The organism is Cellulomonas xylanilytica, from assembly GCF_007989805.1.
Classification (GTDB): Bacteria; Actinomycetota; Actinomycetes; order Actinomycetales; family Cellulomonadaceae; genus Cellulomonas; species Cellulomonas xylanilytica.
Map to the genome: position 1 here is coordinate 126,478 of NZ_BJUB01000006.1, position 22,961 is coordinate 149,438.

General features: G+C 74.6%; 19 protein-coding genes. 9 read left to right on the forward strand and 10 right to left on the reverse strand.

The window, feature by feature from the left end; all coding sequences use genetic code 11:
- Together CXY01_RS10695 and CXY01_RS10700 are read left to right on the forward strand one after the other, a co-directional pair.
- Entirely contained in the window at positions 1-1,293 is a 1,293-nt protein-coding gene (locus CXY01_RS10695; RefSeq protein WP_146927412.1) for a DUF58 domain-containing protein, read from the forward strand.
- Positions 1,294-1,324: 31 nt separating this feature from the next.
- A complete protein-coding gene (locus tag CXY01_RS10700) occupies positions 1,325-2,488 on the forward strand; it encodes a winged helix DNA-binding domain-containing protein (RefSeq protein ID WP_146927413.1) in 1,164 nt (387 codons plus the stop codon).
- On the opposite strand, the gene CXY01_RS10705 is transcribed toward CXY01_RS10700, so the two are convergent.
- A complete protein-coding gene (locus CXY01_RS10705) occupies positions 2,489-3,478 on the reverse strand; it encodes a stage II sporulation protein M (protein ID WP_146927414.1) in 990 nt (329 codons plus the stop codon).
- Between the two features lie 50 nt (positions 3,479-3,528).
- Here CXY01_RS10705 and CXY01_RS10710 point away from each other — a divergent pair, with 50 nt between their 5' ends.
- The gene (locus CXY01_RS10710; protein WP_146927415.1) at positions 3,529-4,344 is read left to right on the forward strand and encodes an RDD family protein; all 816 of its coding nucleotides are present in this window, start codon (positions 3,529-3,531) and stop codon (positions 4,342-4,344) included.
- Between the two features lie 6 nt (positions 4,345-4,350).
- On the opposite strand, the gene ahcY is transcribed toward CXY01_RS10710, so the two are convergent.
- The 5 genes from ahcY to CXY01_RS10735 form a co-directional block, all read right to left on the reverse strand.
- Positions 4,351-5,850: an adenosylhomocysteinase gene (gene ahcY / locus CXY01_RS10715; protein WP_146927416.1), complete on the reverse strand. Its 1,500-nt coding sequence runs from the start codon at positions 5,848-5,850 to the stop codon at positions 4,351-4,353.
- A gap of 153 nt (positions 5,851-6,003) precedes the next feature.
- Entirely contained in the window at positions 6,004-6,216 is a 213-nt protein-coding gene (locus CXY01_RS10720) for a Trm112 family protein (protein WP_146927417.1), read from the reverse strand.
- Entirely contained in the window at positions 6,216-7,679 is a 1,464-nt protein-coding gene (locus tag CXY01_RS10725) for a phosphomannomutase/phosphoglucomutase (RefSeq protein WP_146927418.1), read from the reverse strand. The genes CXY01_RS10720 and CXY01_RS10725 overlap by 1 nt, the downstream gene beginning before the upstream one ends.
- A 58-nt stretch (positions 7,680-7,737) precedes the next feature.
- Entirely contained in the window at positions 7,738-8,013 is a 276-nt protein-coding gene (locus tag CXY01_RS10730) for a hypothetical protein (RefSeq protein WP_146927419.1), read from the reverse strand.
- A 1-nt stretch (position 8,014) separates the two neighbouring features.
- Positions 8,015-8,386 (reverse strand): DUF3499 domain-containing protein, encoded by a 372-nt coding sequence (locus tag CXY01_RS10735; protein ID WP_146927420.1) that lies wholly within the window; start codon positions 8,384-8,386, stop codon positions 8,015-8,017.
- 75 nt (positions 8,387-8,461) lie between these two features.
- Here CXY01_RS10735 and CXY01_RS10740 point away from each other — a divergent pair, with 75 nt between their 5' ends.
- The gene (locus CXY01_RS10740) at positions 8,462-8,959 is read left to right on the forward strand and encodes a metallopeptidase family protein (protein WP_246125239.1); all 498 of its coding nucleotides are present in this window, start codon (positions 8,462-8,464) and stop codon (positions 8,957-8,959) included.
- A 21-nt stretch (positions 8,960-8,980) separates the two neighbouring features.
- Positions 8,981-9,856 (forward strand): glycosyltransferase family 2 protein, encoded by an 876-nt coding sequence (locus tag CXY01_RS10745; protein ID WP_146927421.1) that lies wholly within the window; start codon positions 8,981-8,983, stop codon positions 9,854-9,856.
- 1 nt (position 9,857) lies between these two features.
- Here the strand turns inward: CXY01_RS10745 and CXY01_RS10750 are convergent, their stop codons facing one another.
- The 3 genes from CXY01_RS10750 to CXY01_RS10760 form a co-directional block, all read right to left on the reverse strand.
- Positions 9,858-11,504, reverse strand: coding sequence for a DUF5719 family protein (locus tag CXY01_RS10750; RefSeq protein WP_146927422.1), 1,647 nt, complete (start codon positions 11,502-11,504; stop codon positions 9,858-9,860).
- A complete protein-coding gene (locus CXY01_RS10755) occupies positions 11,501-15,043 on the reverse strand; it encodes a glycosyltransferase (protein WP_146927423.1) in 3,543 nt (1,180 codons plus the stop codon). The genes CXY01_RS10750 and CXY01_RS10755 overlap by 4 nt, the downstream gene beginning before the upstream one ends.
- 66 nt (positions 15,044-15,109) lie before the next feature.
- Positions 15,110-15,439 (reverse strand): WhiB family transcriptional regulator, encoded by a 330-nt coding sequence (locus CXY01_RS10760; protein WP_055912877.1) that lies wholly within the window; start codon positions 15,437-15,439, stop codon positions 15,110-15,112.
- Between the two features lie 221 nt (positions 15,440-15,660).
- Here CXY01_RS10760 and CXY01_RS10765 point away from each other — a divergent pair, with 221 nt between their 5' ends.
- The 4 genes from CXY01_RS10765 (at position 15,661) to rfbA (ending at position 21,761) form a co-directional block, all read left to right on the forward strand.
- Positions 15,661-16,374 carry a TIGR03089 family protein gene (locus tag CXY01_RS10765; RefSeq protein ID WP_246125240.1) on the forward strand — a complete coding sequence of 238 codons (714 nt, stop codon included), beginning with the start codon at positions 15,661-15,663 and terminating at the stop codon, positions 16,372-16,374.
- A gap of 131 nt (positions 16,375-16,505) precedes the next feature.
- Positions 16,506-19,478: an N-acetylmuramoyl-L-alanine amidase gene (locus CXY01_RS10770; RefSeq protein WP_146927424.1), complete on the forward strand. Its 2,973-nt coding sequence runs from the start codon at positions 16,506-16,508 to the stop codon at positions 19,476-19,478.
- Positions 19,479-19,593: 115 nt separating this feature from the next.
- Positions 19,594-20,820, forward strand: coding sequence for an acyltransferase family protein (locus CXY01_RS10775; RefSeq protein WP_222594530.1), 1,227 nt, complete (start codon positions 19,594-19,596; stop codon positions 20,818-20,820).
- A gap of 71 nt (positions 20,821-20,891) precedes the next feature.
- On the forward strand, positions 20,892-21,761 hold the full coding sequence (gene rfbA / locus CXY01_RS10780) for a glucose-1-phosphate thymidylyltransferase RfbA (protein ID WP_146927425.1): 870 nt from the start codon (positions 20,892-20,894) through the stop codon (positions 21,759-21,761).
- Positions 21,762-21,773: 12 nt separating this feature from the next.
- Here rfbA and CXY01_RS10785 read toward each other — a convergent pair whose 3' ends face one another.
- Entirely contained in the window at positions 21,774-22,790 is a 1,017-nt protein-coding gene (locus CXY01_RS10785; RefSeq protein WP_146927426.1) for a glycosyltransferase family 2 protein, read from the reverse strand.
- Positions 22,791-22,961: the final 171 nt, after the last annotated feature.

Below are 22,961 nucleotides of genomic sequence, written 5' to 3' on the forward strand. Positions count from 1 at the left end.
ATGGCGGTGACGTGGCGCGCGGTCGTCCTGGCCGCGCTCGGCCTGCCGGTGGTGCTCGTCGTGCCCGCCGCGGGGACGGTGCTGCTGTGGACGCTGCTCGTCGTGGTGGCGTGCGCCGTGGACGTGGCGCTCGCCGCATCACCCCGGCAGGTCGCGATCCGCCGCGAGGTGCCCGCGTCGGTCCGGCTCACGGAGCCGGCGACGTCGACGCTCACCCTCACCAACCTGGGCCCGCGTCGGCTCCGGGCGCTCGTGCGGGACGCCTGGCCCCCGTCGACCGCCGCGCAGACGGACCGGCACGACGTCGACGTGCGGCCCGGTGACGGGACGCGGGTCCGGACCGTCCTGGTGCCCACCCGGCGCGGCGACGCGCACGCGGACCGGGTGACCATCCGCACGCTCGGGCCGCTGCGGCTCGCGGGCCGCCAGGCCTCGCTGGAGACGCCGGGGCGGCTGCGGGTGCTGCCCGAGTTCGCCTCGCGGCGGCACCTGCCGAGCCGGCTCGCCCGGCTCCGGGAGCTGGACGGCCGCGCGTCGGTGCAGGTCCGCGGTCCGGGCACCGAGTTCGACTCGCTGCGGGAGTACGTCATCGGCGACGACGTGCGCGCGATCGACTGGCGTGCGACGGCCCGGCGATCCGACGTCGTGGTGCGCACGTGGCGGCCGGAGCGGGACCGCCGGGTGCTGATCGTGCTCGACAGCGGCCGCACGTCCGCCGTGCGCGTGCTGGACGCCCCCCGGCTCGACGCGTCCATCGAGGCGGCGCTGCTGCTCGCCGCGCTCGCCACGAAGGCGGGCGACCGGGTCGAGCTGCTCGTCTTCGACCGCAAGGTGCGCGGCCGGGTGGCCAGCGCGACGGGCGCCCGGGTCATGGCGGCCTTCGCGGACTCGCTCGCCGTGGTCGAGCCGGAGCTGGTGGAGACCGACTGGCCGGGCATCGTGGCGCAGGTCCGGCAGCGGCTGAGCCAGCGCGCCCTGGTCGTGCTGCTGACCGCGCTGGACCCCTCCGTCGTCGAGCAGGGGCTGCTCGGCGTCGCCGGGCAGCTCACCGAGCGGCACCAGGTCGTCCTGGCCTCGGTGTCCGACCCGGAGGTCGACGCGCTGCGTACCGCCCGGGCGGGCGCGGCTGAGGTGTTCGACGCGGCAGCCGCCGAGCGGGTCGGGCTGGAGCGCGCGGCCGTCGCCGTCCGGCTGCGTCAACGCGGGGCCGAGGTGGTCGACGCGCTCCCCGACGACCTGGCGCCCCGGCTCGCCGACACGTACATCGCCCTGAAGGCGGCCGGTCGGCTCTGACGGCGTGGGCGGGCGCCGGTAGGTTCCGGCTGTGCCCGAGCTGCTCACCCGTGCCCACCTCAACCGCGCGCTGCTCGCCCGCCAGCACCTGCTGGAGCGCCGGCCCGGTCCGGCCCTCGCGCTGGTCGACCACCTGGTCGGGCTGCAGGCGCAGAACGCCTGGTCGCCCTACGTCGGGCTCTGGAGCCGCGTCGCCGGGTTCCGCACCGACGAGATCGCCCAGGCGTTCTGGGACCGTGCGGTCACCCGGGTCGCGGTGATGCGCAGCACGATCCACCTCGTCAGCGCGGCCGACGCCCTGCTGCTGCCCGGGCTCATCGCCCCGCTGCACGCCAAGGACCTCCTGGTCAACACCCAGCACAGCGCCGCCCTGCGCACGCTCGACGTCGCCGAGCTCACCGCCGAGGCCCGTGGTCTCGTCGAGGCGGAGCCCCGGGTGACCACGGAGCTGGGTCGCCTCCTGGCGCAGCGGTGGCCGGACGTCGCGCCGAGCACCCTCACCTACGCCGCCCGGGCGACGCTCCCCCTGGTGCAGGTCCCGCCGCGGGGCGTGTGGGGGCGGTCCGGCGCGACGACGTGGACCACGGCCGGGGCGTGGTTCGGTGCGGACCTCTCGACGGCGGCCCCCGACCTGTCCGACCCGGCGGTGCTCGCCGCCGAGCAGGAACGGTTCGTCCAGCGGTACCTCGGGGCGTTCGGCCCGGCATCCGTCGCCGACCTGCAGAGCTGGTCGGGCCTGACGGGGATGCGGTCGGTGGTGGACCGTCTCGACCTCGTCCGGTACCGCGCCGAGCCGTCCCCGGGCGCGGTCCGCGAGCGCGAGGTCCTCGACCTGCCGGGGGCGGCGCTGCCCGACCCGGACGTCCCGGCACCGGTGCGCTTCCTGCCCGACTACGACAACGTGCTGCTCGGCCACGCGGACCGCACGCGCATCCTGCGCCCCGAGCACCGCCCGCACCTGGCCAGCCCCAACGGCGTCGTCCCGGCCACCTTCCTGCTGGACGGCCGGGTGGCCGGCACGTGGGACGTCCCCCGTGGCCCGAAGGTGCGCGGACCGGTCACGCTCACCGTGCGGCCGTTCGTGCGACCGACCGCCGGGCAGCGCGACGAGCTCCAGGCCGAGGCGGAGGCCCTGGTCGAGCTCATGGCGGCGCGCGCCGACGAGCGCCGGGTCCTGGTGGTGGACCCCGACTGATCAGCCGGCGGTCGCCAGCACGTAGCCCGCGCGGTCCGCCTCGAGGTCCCCGGTGTGCCCGGCGCGGACGGCCCGACGACCGAGCACCAGCGTGTACGCCCAGAACGCTGCGAGCGCGATCACCCCGATGCCGACCTTGACGGGCCACGGCAGGTCCGACCCGGTGACGAACCCCTCGATGAGGCCGGACACCGCGAGCACGCCCACGAGCCCGATCGCCACGGTGAACAGCGCACGCGCCTCCTGCGCGAGGGCCTTGCCGCGCGTGCGGGGGCCGGGGTCGACCCAGGTCCAGAAGATCCGCAGCCCCGCGGCGCCGGCGACGAACACCGCGGTCAGCTCGAGCAGCCCGTGCGGGGCGATGAGCTGCAGGAACACGTCCAGGTGCCCGTGCCACGCCATCATGCCGCCCGTCGCCCCGACGCTGATCGCGTTGGTGGCCAGGAAGTACACGGGACCGATCCCGGTGATGCCGGTGGCGATGCAGACCGCCGTGAGGAACGCGTTGTTGGTCCACACCATCGTCGCGAAGCCCGCGCCGGGCGTGTAGTACTCGGCGAAGGACCTCTCGACGTACTCCTCCTGCTGGCTCGGCGTGCCCATCAGCGCGAGCGCCTCGGGCTGTGTCGCCACCCACACGCCCGCCGTCACACCGAGCAGCAGGAAGGCGGCCGTGACGCCGACGGTCCACCACCGGATCCGGTAGAGCGCCGCGGGCAGGGCCACCGCGACGAAGGCGGTGACGTCGCGCCAGCTGGGCTCGTGCGTCCCGGCGATCGCAGCCCGGGCCCGCCCGACGAGCATCGACAGCCGGGTCACCATCTCGGGGTCCGGGGCGGCGGAGCGGACGCTGGACAGGTCCGTGGCGACGCTCTGGTAAAGACACACGAGCTCGTCGGCCTCGGCCCCGTTGCGGCGGCGCTGCCGTACGAGCTCGTCGAGGCGCGCCCAGTCGGTGGCGCGTGCCCGTTCGAAGGCGTCCAGGTCCATGACGCACAGCCTGCCATCCCTGCACCACGCCACCGGCTAACCTGCCGGGCATGGACGGCATCCTCACCGGCGAAGGCGTGCTCCTCGACGCGCGCCCCACCTCCGCGGCGACCCGGCTGCTCGCCGCGCTCCTCGACCTGCTGGTCCTCGGGGTCGGTGTGCTCGTGCTGTTCGTCGCCCTGGGTGCGCTGGTCCCCGACGCCTCCGAGGAGGTGGGCCGGATCCTCGGGGTGGTCCTCGTCGTCACGATCACCGTGGCGCTGCCCACGACCGTCGACACGCTGACCCGGGGTCGGTCGCTCGGCAAGCTGGCCACCGGCATCCGCGTCGTGCGGGACGACGGCGGGCCGCTGGTCTTCCGGCAGTCGCTCATCCGGGCCCTCGTGGGCCTCGTGGAGCTGTGGCTCACGCTCGGCACGGTCGCGCTCATCTGCTCGATCGTGCACCCGCAGGGCAAACGTGTGGGCGACATCCTGGCCGGCACCTATGCGGTCCGCGTGCGCGGCGCCGCCAAGGTGCGCACGCCGGTCACGATGCCCCCGCAGCTCGCCGGCTGGGCGCACTCCGCGGACCTCGCCCGCCTCCCCGACGGCCTCGCGCTGTCCGTGCGGCAGTTCCTCGGCCGGGTCGCCTCGCTGCACCCCGCCTCACGCGTGCAGCTGGGCTCCCAGCTGACCACCGAGGTGCAGCGCTACGTCAACCCGCTGCCCCCGCTGGGCACCCACCCCGAGGCGTTCCTGGCCGCGGTGCTGGCCGAGCGCAGGGAACGTGAGGTCACGGCACGGCTGCGCGCCGGGCAGCGGGACGCCGCAGAGTCGTCGCAGCTGCACCGACTCCCCCACGGCGTCCCCGACCCGGCGAACTGACGCGGCTCAGTACCGGTAGTGCTCGGGCTTGTACGGCCCGGCCACGTCGACGCCCAGGTACTCCGCCTGCGACTTGGTCAGCTCCGTCAGCTGGACGCCGAGCGCGTCCAGGTGCAGCCGAGCCACCTTCTCGTCCAGCACCTTGGGCAGCCGGTACACCTCGCGGGCGTAGTCGTCCGGCTTGGTGAACAGCTCGATCTGGCCGATCACCTGGTTGGAGAACGAGTTGCTCATCACGAAGGACGGGTGCCCGGTCGCGTTGCCCAGGTTCAGCAGGCGACCCTCCGAGAGCACGATGATCGACCGCTCGGGGGCCGCCTCGTCCCCCGTGCCCGCCGGGAACGTCCACTCGTGCACCTGCGGCTTGATCTCGGTGCGCGTGATGCCGGGGACGGCCGCCAGCCCTGCCATGTCGATCTCGTTGTCGAAGTGCCCGATGTTGCCGACGACGGCCTTGTCCTTCATCCGGGCCATCTGCGCCGCCGACACCACGTCCTTGTTGCCGGTGGTGGTGATGACGAAGTCGGCCTGGTCGATCACGTCGTCGAGGCGTGCGACCTGGTAGCCGTCCATCGCCGCCTGCAGCGCGCAGATCGGGTCGACCTCGGACACGATCACCCGGGCCCCCTGACCGCGGAGCGCCTCCGCGGCACCCTTGCCGACGTCCCCGTAGCCCGCGACGAACGCGACCTTGCCGCCCATGAGCACGTCCGTGGCGCGGTTGATGCCGTCGGGCAGCGAGTGCCGGATGCCGTACTTGTTGTCGAACTTCGACTTGGTGACCGAGTCGTTGACGTTGATGGCGGGGAACAGCAGCTGCCCGGCCTCCGCCAGCTGGTAGAGGCGGTGCACGCCCGTGGTCGTCTCCTCGGTCACGCCCATGATCCCGGCGGCGACCGTCGTCCAGCGCTGCGGGTCCGCGGCGAGCGAGCGACGCAGCGTGCCGAGGATGACGAGGTACTCCTCGGAGTAGCCCGCCTCGCCCGGCTGCGGGTCGGACGGGACCGCGCCGGCGGCCTCGTACTCGACGCCCTTGTGCACCAGCAGCGTCGCGTCACCGCCGTCGTCGAGGATCATGTTGGGCCCGGTGCCACCGGGCCAGACGAGGATCTCCTCGGTGCACTGCCAGTACTCGTCGAGGGACTCGCCCTTCCACGCGAACACCGGCACCCCGGCCGGCTCGTCGACCGAGCCGTGCGGGCCGACCACCACGGCGGCGGCTGCCTCGTCCTGCGTCGAGAAGATGTTGCACGACGCCCAGCGGACCTCGGCGCCGAGCGCGACGAGCGTCTCGATGAGCACGGCCGTCTGCACGGTCATGTGCAGGGACCCGGCGATGCGGGCGCCCGCGAGGGGCTGCGTCGGGCCGAACTCGGTGCGCAGGGCCATGAGCCCCGGCATCTCGTGCTCGGCGAGGCGGATCTGGTGCCGACCGGCCTCGGCCGAGGCCAGGCTTCGAACCTTGTACCGGCCGGGGAGCTCATCGAACGACGACGACACAGACATGTCACTCCTGGGGTGCGCGTGCGGATGCGGGCGCGACGCATCAGGGCTCTCGCCCTGGTCGTCCGCGCCGGCGCGACCCCTCTCGGTCTGCGGGCATCACCCACGCCGTCCGGGCCATGCTAGCCCGGAGTGAGCGACGTCACAGAGCGTTCGTCATCCCCGCGGGACCGGGACGCCCTCGTCGACCAGCAGGACCGGGATCCCGTCGCGCACCGGGTACGCCAGCGGGTTGTCCGGGTCCGTCGAGACCAGCGTCGGCTCGCCGTCCGGCCCCACGCCGTCGACCAGCGTCGCGCCCGTCACCGGGCAGCGCAGGAGCTCACGCGCCCAGGGCTCCAGCGCACGCCCCGACGTCGACCCGGTCATCAGCCCTCCCCGTCCTGTCGCACCAGCGCGAGCACGTCGTCGCGGACCTTCTCCATGATGTCCTCGTCGGCGGCCTCGACGTTCAGCCGCAGCAGCGGCTCCGTGTTCGAGGCGCGCAGGTTGAACCACCACTGCGGGTGGCCGTCCCAGTGCGACACCGTCAGACCATCCAGCTCGTCGACCTGGACCGGGCCGGCGCCCTGTTGCGTCACGTACGCCTCGACGACGCGGGCGCGGGCGGCGGCCACGTCGGTGACCCGCGAGTTGATCTCCCCGCTCGCCGAGTACGGCTGGTACTGCTCCGCCAGCGCGGACAGCGGGTGCGGCTGACCACCGAGGGCCGCGAGCACGTGCATCGCGGCGAGCATCCCGGTGTCCGCGAAGAAGAAGTCACGGAAGTAGTAGTGCGCGCTGTGCTCGCCACCGAAGACCGCGTCGTTCTGCGCCATCTCGGCCTTGATGAACGAGTGCCCCACCCGGGTGCGGACCGTGGTGGCGCCCGCGGCCGTCAGCAGGTCCGGCACCACCTGCGACGTGATGAGGTTGTGGATCACGGTCGGCGTGCGGCCCGCAGCGCGCTCGCGCTCGACCTCCCGCAGCCCGACGAGGGCCGTGATCGCCGACGGGCTGACCGGGTCACCGTTCTCGTCGATGACGAAGCAGCGGTCCGCGTCGCCGTCGAACGCGAGGCCGAGGTCCGCGCCGTGCTCGACGACCGCCGCCTGCAGGTCCCGGAGGTTCTCGGGCTCCAGCGGGTTGGCCTCGTGGTTCGGGAACGTGCCGTCCAGCTCGAAGTACAGCGGCACGACGTCGAGGGGCAGCTCCGGCAGCCCGGCGCCCGTGCCCAGCACGGCCGGCGCGGTGAAGCCGCCCATGCCGTTGCCGGCGTCGACGACGACCTTCAGTCGACGGATACCCGCCAGGTCCACCAGGGAGCGCAGGAACGAGGCGTACTCCGCGAGCAGGTCGCCGTCCTCGACGCGGCCGCGCTGCGCGGCCCCGACCTCGGGCACGGAGCCGGCGAGGTAGTCGCCGGCCAGCTCGCGCACCGTCGTCAGCCCGCTGTCCTGACCCACGGGACGCGCGCCGGCGCGGCACAGCTTGATCCCGTTGTACTGCGCCGGGTTGTGGCTCGCCGTGAACATCGCACCGGGGATGCCGAGCGAGCCGGAGGCGAAGTACAGCCCGTCGGTCGACGCCAGGCCGATGCGCAGGACGTCCACCCCGCGGGCGGCGAGCCCGTCGGCGAAGGCCGCCACCAGCTCGGGGCCCGAGGGCCGCATGTCGTTGGCGATGACCACCCGCGGGCGGTCCGTGGCCTCGGGGACCACGACGACGTCGGCGAACGCGGCACCGATCGCGCGGGCGACCGACGGGTTCAGCTCGCCGGGGACGAGGCCCCGGACGTCGTAGGCCTTGATGAGGGCACTCAGATCGACACGGTCCGCTACAGGGGAGGTCACGCGGCCATGCTACCGGCGCGGCCGGACGCCGAGACCGGGGTCTCAGCGACTCAGCGGGTCACGCGTCAGGCCCGACCACGTCGCCGCGGTCCAGCGGGACGCCGTTGCCGTCGAGGGGGAACCAGTTGCGCTGCTCGCAGGCCGGGCACGACACGAAGACCACCTGGCGGCCGTCCGCCAGGGCCATCCGGATGCGCGTCAGGTCGGTCTCGCCGCACCGCAGGCACGTCGCCGTACCGGGCACGCCGGGACCGCTCGGCTGGCTGATCGAGCCCAGCGGCTCCCCCGCGCGCTCGGCGCGGGCGCGGGCGGCCTCTCCCTTGCGGCGGGCCACGTCAGCCCTCTCCCCGCAGGACGCGCAGGTGCCCCCGGCGCGGTGCGTCGTTCAGCACGGCGCCGACGGCCTCGGGCAGCGGTGCGGGCTCCGGCTCGGTGCGGCGGCCCGCCTCGCGGACGGCGTCGGCCAGCGCGAGCAGGTCGTCACGGCTGGGCGGCGCGGGCGTGAACTCGGGCGTGAGCCGGACGACCTCCCACCCGCGCGGTGCCGTGAGCCGCTCCGCGTGCTCGACGCACAGGTCGTACGAGTGCGGCTCGGCGTGCTGCGCCAACGGGCCCAGCACCGCGGTCGAGTCGGCGTACACATAGGTCAGCGTGGCCACGGCCGCACGGCCACAGGCCGTGCGCGAGCACTGCCTCACGGATCTCACGCGCTGACCGTACCCCCGAGCGGCGACAGGCCGTGTCCCCCACGCCGTCGCCCGCCCGCGATCTACAGTGCAGGGGTGAGCTCAGCACCTCCTCCGCCCGCCCGCCGGCCACCCGGCGTCGGTCGTCGCCCGGTCGCGGTGCCCGCCGCGGCGGTGGTCCCGGTGCGCCGTCGCGACCGCCGTGGCCGTGGTCCGCGCGGGCCCCTCATGCCGAGCACCATGCCCGCGTACCGGACCAGGGCGGAGCGGTTCGACGACCTCGTCCTCGACGCCGTCGAGCGGATCGAGCGGACGTGGGCGCGCCAGCTGCAGGGCACCGAGTTCGCCGTCGAGGACGTGCCGCCGTCGAACCCGGCGCCGTGGGAGCACGGCGGTGTCCCGCTGGGCCGGTACTTCCCGCCGGACGCCGGGCTGCCGGCGCGGGTCGTCATCTACCGGCGGCCGGTCGAGTCCCGCGCGACCGACCCCCTCGACATGGCCGACCTCGTGCGGGACGTCGTCGTCGAGCAGGTCGCGCACCTGCTGGGCCGCTCGCCCGAGGACGTGGACCCCCGGTACGGCGACGCGGGCTGACGCCACTAGCCTGTCCGCACGATGACCGACTCCTTCCCCGACCCGGCCACCACCCGCCCCGACGTCCGCGTGGTGTGCGTCGTCTACCACCCCGGCGACGAGCTGGCGACCTTCGCCCGCACCCTGGCGACCGCCTCGACGGCGACCGTCGAGCTCGTCATCGTCGACAACGGGACCGACCCGACCGTCGCGCGAGCGGTGGCGGACCAGTTCGGGGCGCGTCTGGTCACCCCGGGAGCGAACCTCGGCTACGGCGGCGCGGCCAACCTGGGCGCGGCCGGCACGGAGGCCCCGTGGATCGTCGTCGCCAACTCCGACATCGAGTGGCAGCCCGGCTCGCTCGACGCCCTCGTGGAGGCCGGCCGGTCCGAGCCGCGTGCAGGGTCCGTCGGACCCGCCCTGCTCAACACGGACGGGACCGTCTACCCGTCGGCGCGCGCGCTGCCGTCCCTCACGCAGGGTGCCGGGCACGCGCTGTTCGTGCGGGTCTGGCCCGGCAACCCGTGGACCCGCCGGTACCGGGCGCACGAGCAGGACACCGGGACGCGACGCGCGGCCGGGTGGCTCTCGGGCGCGTGCCTGGTGCTGCGACGCGAGGCCTTCGAGGCGGTCGGCGGGTTCGACGACGAGTACTTCATGTTCTTCGAGGACGTCGACCTCGGCGAGCGGCTCGGTCGCGCCGGCTGGACGAACCTCTACGTGCCGCAGGTCCAGGTCACGCACGTGGGCGGGACGTCCTGGAAGGCCAGGCCGGCCCCCATGATCTCCGCGCACCACGCGAGCGCCGCCCGCTACGTCGGCCGCCGGTACCCGCACTGGTACCAGTGGCCGGTGCGGCGTGCCGCGGCCCTCGGGCTCCGCCTGCGCGAACGGGCGGAGCTGCGCGCCGCGGCGTGACTCAGCGGGTGCCGAGCCGCGGGTCCTCCCGCACGGCGACGTCCGGCGTGGTGGGCGCCACCGGGACCGGGTCGAGCACCGAGACCAGGACGCCGTCGTCCTCGTTGGACTCGGCGACGAGGGCCCAGACGACGGCCACGTCGGCGCCCTCGTCGGTCACCAGGTCCATGCCGACGACGCCCGCGGGGGCGCCTCGGCCCGTCGACGCCCCCGGCTCGGGCAGGACGACGTCCCCGGTGCCGGTCGCGAGCTTGTCCAGGGACCAGGTCCCGGTCGTCCCGGCGTCCAGCGTGAGCCGTCGCTCGGCCAGCACCGACCCGTCGGCGCCGAGGAGCCGCAGGGTCGCCGTCGCCGCCCCCGTCGCGGCCGGGTCCTCACCCGACGCCACGGCGCCGGCGACGAGCTTGCCGCGGGTGCCGGTCGGGACCGCGACGACACCGCTGCGACCCACGGCGGTCGACGCCGCCCACGCGCGCTCGACGCTCGGCACGTCGTCCAGCTCACCGACGGAGCCGGGCCGCGTCACCACGGCGGAGGCCAGGACGGGCTGGTCCGCGTCGACCACCGCGGTGTACGAGCCGGCGGGCAGGCCGCCGAGCGGGACGTCCGTCACCTCGCCGGGCGCCAGCGCGACGGACTCGGCCCCGGGGAGCACGGTCACGCCCTCCGGTCCGAGCAGCGTGACGCGCGCGGTCGTGCCGGTGTCGCCAGGAGCCACGAGCCGGAGCGCGGGCGCGGACGCGTCACCGACGTTCGAGTCGACCACCGAGATCCCCGGCACCACCTGACGCCGGGCGGGAGCCTCGCCGGGGACGACGAGCTCGGTGCCCGCCGGCGTGAAGCCGTCGATGGCCGAGTCCTGCAGGTGCACGCCGACCCGGCCGCCCGTCGCGGAGACGTGCACCGCCAGCCGCCGCTGCTCGGCCGCGATGCCACCGAGGACCACGACGCGCTGCGCGCCGGGCGCCACCAGGAACCGTTCGCCGGTCAGGTCCGCGGGACCCGACGGGCCCCAGATCGCGAGGGTGACCTCGGCCGGCGTGGAGCCGGCATTGCTGAGCACGAGCTGCGCGGTGCTGGACAGGTCGGTGGCGCCACCGAGCAGCCACGCGTCCGCGGTCGGCTCCTGGCAGGAGGCGGCCGCCAGGCCGCGCAGGTCGCCGGCCGTGACCAGCCCCGCGCTCGAGGCGGCGACGCGCGCAGGTGCGGTCCCCGGCTCGGCACGGACCACCTGAGCACCGGTCACGTCGGGCACGACCGCCGCGGTGCCCCCGGGGGCCAGCGTCGCGGTGACGGCGGACCGGTCGAGCGGAGCGACCGTGCCGGCGGAGCTGCCGTCCTTGTCCGGGACCGACGTCACGACGGTGACGGCCGTGACCGGTTCCACGGGGGTCGGGTCGAAGGCCGAGTCGCCCCGGCCGGTGTCGTCGGGCTGGATCAACGGGCCGGCGCAGACCAGCGTCGACGCGGTCGGCGGGACCGGCACCACGGTGGTGGCCACCGTCTCGTCCGTCCCGGGGGCGCGCGCGCCTGCGACCACCACGACGACCGTCAGGCCCAGCACCGCCAGCCCGGACAGCGCCCGCCCGGTCCTGGCGAGCCACACCTGCGACCGCGTCGGGCCCGCGGTCGTGCCTGTCTCGCTCATGCGCGGATCCCCCGACGCCGACGCACCGGGACCGCCAGGAGGACCGTGACCAGCGCGACGAACCCCTGCAGCGCGAGCCACAGCCCACGGTTCGGGTCCTCGTACCGGACGACGAGCTCGCCGGCCTCCGAGCCGAGGGCGAACGTCTGCCGCCACCCACCGTCGACCGACCGCAGCGACCGGCCGTCGAGGGAGGCATGCCAGTGCGGGTCCGCACGCTCGGCCAGCACGAGCAGCCGCTCCCCGTCGCCTGCGGGGACCACCGTGTCGACCGCACGGCCGGCCGACGCCACCGCCACCGCGGCGGCGGAGGGGTCCGCCACGTCGGCGGTCGTCGTGAGGATCCGTGCCCAGGCGGGGACGACCGTCGGGGCGACGGCACCGGCGGCGGCGGACGTCGCCTGGACGCGCCACAGGGTGCCCGTCGCGTTCTGCGTCACGCGCTCGAGACCGGCCGTCGAGTCGAGCCGGCTCACCAGCTCCTCGCGCTGCGCGGTGGCGACCTGCGGCGACACGCCGCCGAGGTCCTGCGGCAGCGGCGGGACGACCACGTCGGCCACGGCGAGCGCGGCCAGCTCCCCGGCGACGTCACCGGTCGCCGCGGACGCCAGGCGCGCCACCAGCTCGTCGACCTCACGCGTCGCCGCGTCGTCCGCGGTCACGTCGGGGGTGAGGAGGTCGCCGTCCAGGGTCCGGGTCGTCGCCGCGGCCGCCTGGTCCACCAGCTGGGGACCGTCGGCGCGCATCAGCTGCCACGTCACCGTCGAGCGGTCGGCGGTGCCGGCGTCACCCCCGGACGGCTCGATGCTCATCGCGAGCACCCGGGACGACATCGTCGACGCCTGCGCCTGCTGACCCACCGCCGGCACGATCGGGCGGTCGACCGCGCGCAGGGCGACGGCGTCCCCGCTGCGCGCCTGCCACGTCCACGAGCCCAGCCAGACCGCGGGCACCACGACGGCCACGGCGGTCAGCAGCGCCACGACGGGTTGCCGCCAGCCGAAGGTGTACCCGGCGAGGCGCTCGCGCAGCCGGTCCGCGCCGAGGACCGCGGCCGCGAGCAGCCCCACGCCGGCGAGGGACAGCGCGGGGCCGGCCCAGCCGTACGCGACCACCTCGTCCGAGACCGCGACGGGGATCGCGACGACGACCGTCGCGGTCGCCACACCGAGGACCGCGACGAGCCAGGCACCCCGGACCGCGCGCGCCACGGGTGAACCGCGCAGGAGCGCCAGCACGGCCAGCACCAGCACGAGCGCGCCGAGGGCGAACGGCCAGGCCGTGGCGAGAGCGGACGGCAGGGCGTCGGGGACCAGCGACGACGCGTCCGTCGGGACGCCGAGCAGCCTGCTCACCGGACCCGCGACGGGCGACGCGCTGGGCAGTCCCGGGTCGGCGACCAGGAGCCGCCAGCCGGCCAGGCCGCGCCCGGCCGCCTCGACGAGCGTGGGACCCAGCAGGGTGAGCGCCGGCACCGCGACGAGCAGGACCCGGCCGCGGCGCCGGGGGGCGCACAGCGCCACGACGCACAGCGCGAGCAGCCCGGGGACGAGCAGGCCGGGCGCACCGGCGACCACGAGCGCGAACGCGAGCGCTGCTGCGGCGGCCGCGGCGACCGACCCCGTGGGGTCGGGCGAGCCGACCAGGTCCGGGACCGGCTCGGCCTCGTCGTCCTCGGACGCGTTCGACGTCGGCACGTCGCCGGACACGCGGGGAGTCGGCACGGTCGGCGTACCGCGGACCGGTGTCTCGATCGCACCCTGGTCGACGTCGTCTGCGCGCCGCGCGGTCGCGATGCCCGACAGGACCTGGTCCACGCGCTGCACGCCGATCGCCCGGACGACGCCGAGGGCGACCCACGGCAGGGTGACGTGGGCGACGACGGCGCCGAGCCGCCCGTCACCGAGGCCCAGGAGCAGCGCGGGCGCACCCGCCCACACGACCGCCGCCCAGGCACGCACGCCGACCGACCGCGTCGCGGCCCCCGCGGCCGCCCACGCCCCGAGCCCGGCCAGCAGGACCGAGCCGAGCAGCAGCAGGGCCACGGCTGCCGACGAGGAGCCGCCGGCCAGGATCGTCGGGACGGTCATGACGGTGAGCAGCGCATCAGCCGGCCCGGGACCGCCCAGCCCGTCGAGGACCCAGCCCGACGTCGCCGCGGACCACAGGTCGCCCAGGCGCGCGCTGCTGGTCAGCAGCGCGCTGCCGACCAGACCCGCTCCGCCGAACGCCGCCGCGACGAGCGGTCCCAGCCCGACGCCCGCCACCGCGACGAGGGCGGTCACCACGGCGGCCAGGGCGATGCGGCGGCGCGTCGCGAGCGCGGCGAGCTCCCGCAGCTCGAGCTCGCTCGGCGCCTGCGTGACACGCCGTGCCTCGGCCCGCGCGAGGCGGCGGTCCCGCGACTGCGACCACACGTCGCGCCAGTCGGCCTGCAGCGGTCGCAGCGCACGCCGGGGCAGGCGGCGGCTGTGCGTGGACCGGAGCCGGGACCGGACGATGCCGTCCGGCCGGGCCAGCGCGACGAGCGCGGCCCGGACCTCGTCGACGGCGAGACCGGGCTGCTTGGCCGCGAGCTGTCCGCACGCACGCAGCACGGCACCGAGCAGTGCCGCGACGGCGACGAGGGGCACCAGGGGCAGCGGTGCCGACACCAGCCGGCTGTGCACCAGCGCGCGGCGACGGGCGGCGAAGGACCGGCGCGGGTCGGCGCGGTCGTCCTCGCCGTCGCCGTCCCGGTCGACGGGTCGGCTGCCGGGAGCGATCGCGTCGGAGCGCAGACCGAGGTAGCCGGCCTGGGCGTGCCGGACCACGGCCGAGGGCACGACGATCACCCGGTGGCCCGCCAGGCGCGCGCGCCGGGAGAGGTCGAACCCGTCACCGAAGGGACCGAGGAGCGGGTCCGGGCCACCGAGGTCCGTCCAGACGTCCCGCCGGACCAGGGCACCGGCGATCCCGACGCCGAGCACGTCCTCCCGGCCGTCGTGCTGGCCCTGGTCGAGCTCTCCCGGCTCCACGTCCGTCATCCGCCGGCCGGAGCGCGACGAGCGCACCCCGACCTCGAGCAGACGTTCCGGGTCGGTCCAGGTGCGCTGCTTGACGCCGGCCACGGCGACCGACGGGGCGTGGCTCACGGCGCGCACCAGCTCGGCGAGCGCGGTGGGTGCCGGCGCGCTGTCGTCGTGCAGCAGCCAGAGCCAGGTGGTCGCCGGTGCGTCGTCGGCCTCGAGGGCACGACGGACGGCGTGCCCGAACGTCCGCGCGCCGGGCGTGCGCACGACCCGCAGCATGGGCATCGCGGAGCCGCCCGCAGCGGTGAACGCGCTCTGCAGGAGCTGCTCGACCGCCTCGTCGCCCGTGTCGGAGACGTCGACGAGCAGGACCCGCACGGGGCGACGGGTCTGCGCGGCGAGCGCGGCGACGGTGGTGGCGAGGTACGGGGTCCGGCCGCGGGTGACGACGACCGCGGACACCGGCGTCGTCACCGGTGTGGAGGAGGTCGCGGTGGGCAGGTCCACCGGCAGGAGGGTGTCAGTCATGCTCGGGACATCATGCCGTCGCACGGGACAGGACCCGCGCGCGACACTCCCCGCCGGCGACGACCGTCAGACGACACGCCGCTTGAGCTTGCGCCGCTCGCGCTCCGACAGCCCGCCCCAGATGCCGAAGCGCTCGTCGTTCTGCAGGGCGTAGTCGAGGCACTCGGAGCGCACGTCGCAGCCCGTGCACACCTTCTTGGCCTCGCGGGTCGAGCCGCCCTTCTCGGGGAAGAACGCCTCAGGGTCGGTCTGCGCGCACAGCGCGCGCTCCTGCCACCCCATCGGCCCTTCGTCCTCGAGGGCGCCGAAGATGGGCAGGACGTTGGAAGCGTGCGTCTGTGCGCTCTTCCGTGCGTCCGACGGGAAGATCTCGTCGTTGTCGAGCAGATTCCACATGCGTGCCTCCGTGCGTTTTTCCTGCTGGTTCACTGCTCGTTCCAAGGCTCGGCGTGCGACGCTCTTCCGGGCGCCGCGGGTGGTGCTCGCTCATGAATCCGTTCTAAGGAATTACACGCGTGTCGTTCGCGTTGGTCAAGCGGAGACGTGGTAACTGTCCGGTTTTGTCGGGTGAACTTGCCCCGGACGGGTGAGACGGGCGTGTCGATCTAGGGTGGAGCGTGCCCCTGACGACGACTGCCGACCTCCTGCGACTGCTCACCCGCGAGCCCGGCCGACCCCGGCTCACCTGGTACGGGGACGGCGGGGAGCGGGTCGAGCTGTCCGGCGCGGTCCTCGAGAACTGGGTCAGCAAGACCGCCAACCTGCTGCTCGAGGAGTTCGACGCCGAACCGGGGACGCGGGTACGGCTCGACCTGCCGGGGCACTGGCGGACCGTCGTGTGGGCCCTGGCGGCGTGGCACGTGGGCGCGACGGTCGTGGTCGGCGCCGACGGTGCCGCGGACGACGTCGTCGTCACGGACCGGCCCGACGAGCACCCGGGGGCACCGACGCTCGTCGCCGTCGCGCTCCCGGCGCTGGCGCGGACCTTCGGCGCCCCGCTGCCGGGCGGGGCCATCGACGCGGCGTCCGCCGTGATGACCTACGGCGACGCCTTCGGCGGGGACCCGCGCACGGGCGCGCAGGCTCGCCTGGACACCGCCGCCGACGGGAGCCGCACGATCGGTCAGGTGCTGGAGCCGGACGCGTCGGCGACCGCCGGCGCACGCGAGCTGCTGACGGCCGACCCGCGCGGAGCGGCAGCGACCCTGGTGCGCGCCTGCACGGTCCTCGCCGGGGCGGGCTCGGTCGTGCTCGTGAGCGCCGAGGTCGCCGGCGACCCCGGCCGCCTGGCACGCCTGCGGCACACCGAGCGGGTCTCGCCGCCGTCGTGACACGCGCGGACGAGCGTCCGACGGCCACCGCACCGGGGCTGGGACGATGGCGCCTCGCACACTGGTCCGCCGGTCGCGGCACGCTCGGGTCTCCCCCGGTCGAGCCCGCGGCCGTCGTCGGGGGGAAGACGATGTCTCGACAGCTCACCACCGCCCTGCTCGTGACAGCGCTCCTCGCCGTCCCGCTCGTCGCCGTGCCGGCGTCCGCGGCCACCGCCGCGGAGCCGACCCGGGCCGCGTCCGTGGACGAGCTCGACCTCGACGGCGTCGACGGGTCGGCGGCCGCGGAGCTGCCCGCGACCCCGCCGGTGCCCGCCGAGACGCTGGACGGCGCGTCCGGCAGCGTCGCTCTCGACCAGGCCGACGAGCCCACGGCCGAGGAGCCCACGGCCGAGGAGCCGGCCCCGGACGTGCTGACGGCGGAGCTCGACACCGCGCTCTTCAGCGTGCTCGGCGTCACCTGGGACGCCGGGCCGCAGGACGCCGTGATCCGGTACCGGGTGCGGCAGGCAGGCGAGTGGACCGCGTGGGAGGCGGTCGCCGCCGGTGACGTCGCCCCGGACACCGGCCTCGCCGACGACTCCCCCACCGGCGCCCGCGCCGCGGCCGACCCCATCGTCGCGATCGACGCGGACGGCCTGCAGCTCTGGGCGGAGTCGGCGAGCGGAGAGGTCACCGGCCTGAAGGCCGTGCTGGTCGACCCCGGGGTCCAGGCCGGTGACGACGCGGCCGCGGTCGCCGCCGCGGCCGTCCCCGTGCCGGGGCAGCCCGCGATCGTCAGCCGCGCCGGCTGGGGCGCGGACGAGTCGCTGCGCAGCTGCCCCCCGGAGTACTCCACGCAGATGGTCTCGGCGGCCGTGCACCACACCGCGTCCACCAACAGCTACGGTCCCGACGACGTCCCGGCGCTCCTGCGCGGGTTCTACGCGTACCACACCCGCCCGGAGGCCGAGGGTGGCCGCGGCTGGTGCGACATCGGCTACAACTTCCTCGTCGACCGCTACGGCCGGGTGTTCGAGGGGCGTGCCGGCGGCATCACGGCGACCGTCGTCGGCGTCCACACGGGCGGCTTCAACAGCCGGACCATCGGCATCGCGGCCATCGGCGACTTCAGCAGCGTGGCCGTCCCGGACGTGCTCACCGAGGCGCTCGCGTCGCTCATCGCGTGGAAGTTCTCGATCCACGGCATCTCGGCCGGCACGGACGTCACGATGATCTCGGGCGGGGGCGCGTCCAAGTTCCCGGCGGGGACGGCGGTGACGTTCTCGACGATCTACGGCCACCGCGACGCCCAGCTCACGTCCTGTCCGGGACAGAACCTCTACAACCTGCTGCCCTACCTGCGCACCCGGGTCGCCGAGCTGGCCAACGCCTCGGTCGGCGCCTCGCCGCGCGGCGTGTGGGACTCCGTGACCACCACCGCCACGTCCCTGACGGTGGCCGGCTGGGCCTTCGACCCCGAGACCGCCGACCCCATCGTGGTGGAGGTCCGCGTCGACGGCGCCCTCAGCACGGTGCTGGCGGACAGGAACCGCCCCGACATCGGCGCCCTCTACCCGGCGGTCGGGCCCCGGCACGGGTTCTCGCTGACGGTCCCGCGCGCGGGCGGGACGTACGTCGTGTGCCTCGCCGCCGCGAACGTGCTCAACGGCACGACCGTCTCGCTCGGCTGCCGCACCGTGACGGTCCGCAACCAGGCGCCGATCGGGGCGGTCGACTCCGTCGTGGTGACGCGCACAGGAGTGACGGTCGCCGGGTGGGTCCTGGACCCGGACACGTCCGCCTCGACGCAGGCGCACGTCTACATCGACGGGGTCGGCATCGCGGTCACGGCCGACCGGCCGCGCCCCGACATCGGCGCCGCGTTCGGCAAGGGCAGCGCCCACGGCTTCACCGTCACGCGGGCGCTCGCGGCCGGCGACCACTCGATGTGCGCCTACAGCATCGACAGCGCGGGCGGCGCCCACACGCTGCTACTGTGCCAGGCGTTCACCGTCCGTGCGCGCCCTGCGAGCGGGCTGTGGCCGATGCTCGACGTCGTGCACGCCGTACCCGGTGGCGGCATGAACCTGTGGGAGGTCTCGCTGGCCTCCGCCGACCCCGCCCGGGGCAAGCCCCTGCTGACCGGCACGCTCGGCGCCGGCGGCTTCCGGTACGGCGACTCGCGCACCACCACCGGCAGGTTCGGCAACGTGACCGGGCGGGACGACGGCAGCCCGGACCGCCTCGTGGCGCACAACCAGCCGGGCGGCGGGATCCTGCTGTGGGTCGTCGGCGGCGGACCCGACACCGGACCGCGCATCTGGGCGGACCTCCGTGGCGGCGGCTGGAGCTGGGCGGACTCGGAGCAGCTCGTGGGGGATGTCAACGGCGACAAGCTCGACGACGTCGTCAGCGTCCACCGCTCGCGGGTCGGCGCGGGCGTGGGCACGAACGTCTGGGCCCACCTCAACACCGGCGCGGGCTTCGCGGCCCCCGCCCTGTGGGCCACCATCGCGCCCACCGGTGCACCCGGTGGGGACGTGCCCGCGTCGTCGGTCCCGTTCCGCGACTCGCGGTACCTGCTCGGCGACACCGACGGTGACGGTCGGGCCGACCTCGTGACGGTCCACCGGAGCCGGGCGGGCGCGTCGGCGATCACGTACGCCGTCTGGCGCAGCACCGGGTCGGGCCTGGCGACCCCCGCCAGCACCACCTCGGCGGACGCCGGCGGCGGCTGGCGGTTCGACCTCAGCCGGGACGTGCTGGCGAATGTCGACGGTCGCGGCGGCAAGGAGCTCGTCACCGTGCACCACCAGCCGGGCGACGGCGTCCTGCTGTGGTCGCGGACCCTCGGCTCCGGCCGGTTCGGCGCTCCCACCATCCGCGCCGACCTGCGCACGGGCGGCTGGAGCTGGACCGGGTCGAGGCAGTCGGCCGCCGACGTGGACGGCGACGGGGACGACGAGGTCGTCACCGTGCACGCGCAGCCGGGCGGCGGCGAGCTCGTCTGGGTCCACCCCTCCGGGGCGTCGGGCCCGCAGGCACCGGTGCTGGTCGCCGACCTGCGGGGCGGCGGCTGGAGCTACTCCGCGAGCCGGGAGAGCATCGGGCTGCTGCGCTGACGGCCGCACACGAGTCCGCCGGGGGCGCGGCCTCGGCGTTCCTGGACGGCGGCACCGGTGCGGCACACTGTCGTCCCATGCGCACCACCGTCCCGTCGCCGTCCGGAGCCCTCCGGTGAGCGCGGCGTCCCCGCTGGACGCACCGGGCGCGGTGCTGCCGCAGGGCACCTCCCGCAGCAGGAGCCACACGCTCGTGCACTGGGGCGAGGCTCGGTTCGACCCTCGGCACAACAGCCTGAACCTGCTGCGTCTCGTCTTCGCGTACGCGGTCCTGGTCGCGCACGGCTGGTACCTGGCGGGCGCGGGCACCGGGCCGCAGCTGCGCGGGGAGAACATCGGTGGCTGGGCGGTCTTCGGGTTCTTCGCCATCTCCGGGTACCTCATCACCGGCAGCCGGTGGACCAAGCCGATCGGCGAGTACCTGGTGCACCGGGTCGCCCGCATCTTCCCGGCGTTCCTCGTCTGCCTCGTGGTCACCGCCTTCGTGTTCGCGCCGGTCAACTGGCTGTGGACGCACGGCTCGCTCGACGGCTTCTTCAGCACCCCGACGACCCCCGTCGGCTACGTGCTGTCGAACATCACGCTGCGCATGAACGCCTACGACGTCGCCGGCACGCCCACGGGCGTGCCGTACCCGGGCGCGTGGGACGGGTCGCTGTGGAGCCTGTACTACGAGTTCGCGTGCTACCTGGTCGTCGCCGTGCTGGGCAGCGTCGCGATCTTCCGCCGCTCCGCCTGGCCGCTGGCCGCGGCGTTCGTCGTGAGCGTGGCGCTCCAGGCGCAGAGCGCACGGGTGCTCGGCTATGCCGGCAACCACGCCGACGTCCCGTTCATGCTCAAGCTGCTGCCCTTCTTCCTGGCAGGTGGCCTGCTCTACGTCCTACGCGAGCGGGTCGTCCTCACCTGGCCGCTCGCGGTGCTGAGCACCCTGCTCGGGGCGGCCCTGGTGCTCGGCGTGCCGGGGTTCGGCGTCCAGCTCGCGGCGCCACTCGTCGCGTACGTCGTGCTGTGGCTCGGCGCCGTCCTGCCGATGCCGGGTCTGCTGCGCCGGCACGACGTGTCGTACGGCATCTACATCTACGCGTTCCCCGTCCAGCAGCTCCTCGCGATGGCCGGTGCGCACCATCTCGGGCTGGTCGCGTACGACCTGCTGGCAGCCGTGGCGACCGTCCCGCTCGCCGTCGCGAGCTGGTTGCTGGTCGAGCGGCCGATCATGCGTCGGGCGCGAGGACGCGTCGCACCGCGGGCCGTGCCCGCCGCCGTCGTCGCCCCCGAGGTGCCCGCGGCGACCGGCAGCGGCACCCCCGACGGTGCCCGCGTGCAGGCGACCCAGTCGGCCTGAGGCGTGAGCTCCGGTCGCACCGGAGCACGCGGTGTCCGATCCACCGCCCCGGGTGCGGCAGACTGTCGCACATGCGTGGGATTATTCTGGCCGGCGGCTCCGGCACCCGGCTCAACCCGATCACCCTCGGCGTCAGCAAGCAGCTCGTCCCGGTGTACGACAAGCCGATGATCTACTACCCGCTGTCGACGCTGATCCTCGCGGGCATCCGCGACGTGCTGGTCATCACGACCCCGCACGACGCGGAGCAGTTCCAGCGGCTGCTGGGCGACGGATCGCAGTTCGGCATCTCGATCTCGTACACGGTGCAGGCCGAGCCGAACGGGCTCGCGCAGGCGTTCGTGCTCGGTGCCGACTTCGTGGGCACGGAGCCCGCCGCCCTGGTCCTCGGCGACAACATCTTCTACGGGCCGGGCCTCGGCGCCCGGCTGCAGCGGTTCGAGCACCTCGACGGCGGTGCCGTCTTCGCCTACCGGGTCGCGGACCCGACGGCGTACGGCGTGGTCGAGTTCGACGAGTCGGGCCGCGCGCTGTCCCTCGAGGAGAAGCCCGCGCACCCCCGCTCCAACTACGCGGTCCCCGGGCTGTACTTCTACGACAACGACGTCGTCGCCATCGCCCGGGACCTCGAGCCCTCCGCGCGCGGGGAGTACGAGATCACCGACGTCAACCGGATCTACCTCGAGCAGGGCCGCCTGCAGGTCGAGGTCCTGCCCCGCGGCACGGCGTGGCTGGACACCGGCACCTTCGACTCGCTGCTCGAGGCCTCCGACTACGTGCGGACCATCGAGCACCGCCAGGGCCTCAAGATCGGTTCCCCGGAGGAGGTCGCGTGGCGCCGGGGGTTCCTCTCGGACGACGAGCTCCGGGAGCGCGCGGACAAGCTGGTCAAGTCCGGGTACGGCACCTACCTGCTGGGCCTGCTCGAGTCCGAGGACTGAGCCCGGAGGCCGCTACACGTGGTCGATCTCCTCGATCTCGCGAGCGGCCTCCGTCGACCAGCTCTCCCACGAGGGCGTGGCGCTGGGGTCCCGGCGGTACTGCAGCTCCTTGATCCGCTCGAGCTGCTCCTCGAGCAGGATGCGGTTGGTGCGCTGCAGCTCCGACAGCACGCCGAGCGCGAGCGCGAGCAGTGCGGCGACGGACATGATCGCGCCGAAGATCAGCGACTGGACGTTGCCTGCGGCCTCGCCGTTCGCGGCCCACAGGATGAGGAACCGCACCATCGGCACCAGCGCGAGGACGGCGAACAGCGCCGTCAACGAGGCGAAGACGGCCTGCGGCTTGAACATGAGGTAGCTGCGCGTGATGGCGGCGGCCGACTTGCGCATGTGCTGCGCGTTGCTGGTGAACAGCCGTGACTCGCGCGTCTTCGCGTTGGTCGTGACGGGGATGCTGGCGATCTTGAGGCGCTTGTGCCCCGCCTGGATGATCGTCTCCATGCAGTAGCTGAACTCCGTGACGACGTTCAGCCGGATGAGCGCCGGGCGCGAGTAGGCACGGAAGCCGCTGGCCGCGTCCGGGAGGTCGGTGTCCGCCGCGCCGTTGACGACGGCGCTGCCGACGCGCTGCATCAGCTTCTTGAACGCGGAGAACTCGGCGATCGTCGCGGTCTGCCGGTCCGCGATCACGATGTCGGCCTCGCCTGCGAGGATCGGGGCGACCAGGTCCGGGATCCGGTCCTGCGGGTACTGGTTGTCCCCGTCGGTGTTGACGACGACGTCGGCGCCGTGCGCGAGCGCGTAGTGCACACCGTCGCGGAACGACCGGGCCAGACCCATCGTGCGGGTGTGCCGCACGAAGTGGTGCACGCCGTGCGCGCGGGCGACCTCGACGGTCGCGTCGGTCGAGCCGTCGTCGATCACGAGGATCTCGGTCTCCACCCCCGCGATGCTGCGCGGCACGGAGCTCAGCACCGCGGGCAGCGTCGTCTCCTCGTTGAGACACGGAATCTGGATGAAGACCTTCACGTCACGTCCTGGGCTGGAGGGGGGGTTCCGCAATTCTACGAGAGCGCCTACCCTCTCCGGCCCACGCGTGCTGGGCGCAAAAGTCTCGCTGCTAAACTCCGCAGCATATCGCCGGGAGACCACGCCAGAACGGAAGGCGCGTTCGACGTCCTGCGCCCACCGCACGCCACC

Excerpts from the sequence above, each read along its gene's own strand:
- CXY01_RS10760 (WP_055912877.1), bottom strand. The coding sequence starts at position 15,439 with ATGTGGAATCTGCTCGACAACGACGAGATCTTCCCGTCGGACGCACGG.
- CXY01_RS10755 (WP_146927423.1), bottom strand. The coding sequence starts at position 15,043 with ATGACTGACACCCTCCTGCCGGTGGACCTGCCCACCGCGACCTCCTCC.
- ahcY (WP_146927416.1), bottom strand. The coding sequence starts at position 5,850 with ATGTCTGTGTCGTCGTCGTTCGATGAGCTCCCCGGCCGGTACAAGGTT.
- CXY01_RS10770 (WP_146927424.1), top strand. The coding sequence starts at position 16,506 with ATGTCTCGACAGCTCACCACCGCCCTGCTCGTGACAGCGCTCCTCGCC.
- CXY01_RS10710 (WP_146927415.1), top strand. The coding sequence starts at position 3,529 with ATGGACGGCATCCTCACCGGCGAAGGCGTGCTCCTCGACGCGCGCCCC.
- rfbA (WP_146927425.1), top strand. The coding sequence starts at position 20,892 with ATGCGTGGGATTATTCTGGCCGGCGGCTCCGGCACCCGGCTCAACCCG.
- CXY01_RS10705 (WP_146927414.1), bottom strand. The coding sequence starts at position 3,478 with ATGGACCTGGACGCCTTCGAACGGGCACGCGCCACCGACTGGGCGCGC.
- CXY01_RS10695 (WP_146927412.1), top strand. The coding sequence starts at position 1 with ATGGCGGTGACGTGGCGCGCGGTCGTCCTGGCCGCGCTCGGCCTGCCG.
- CXY01_RS10750 (WP_146927422.1), bottom strand. The coding sequence starts at position 11,504 with ATGAGCGAGACAGGCACGACCGCGGGCCCGACGCGGTCGCAGGTGTGG.
- CXY01_RS10745 (WP_146927421.1), top strand. The coding sequence starts at position 8,981 with ATGACCGACTCCTTCCCCGACCCGGCCACCACCCGCCCCGACGTCCGC.
- CXY01_RS10720 (WP_146927417.1), bottom strand. The coding sequence starts at position 6,216 with ATGACCGGGTCGACGTCGGGGCGTGCGCTGGAGCCCTGGGCGCGTGAG.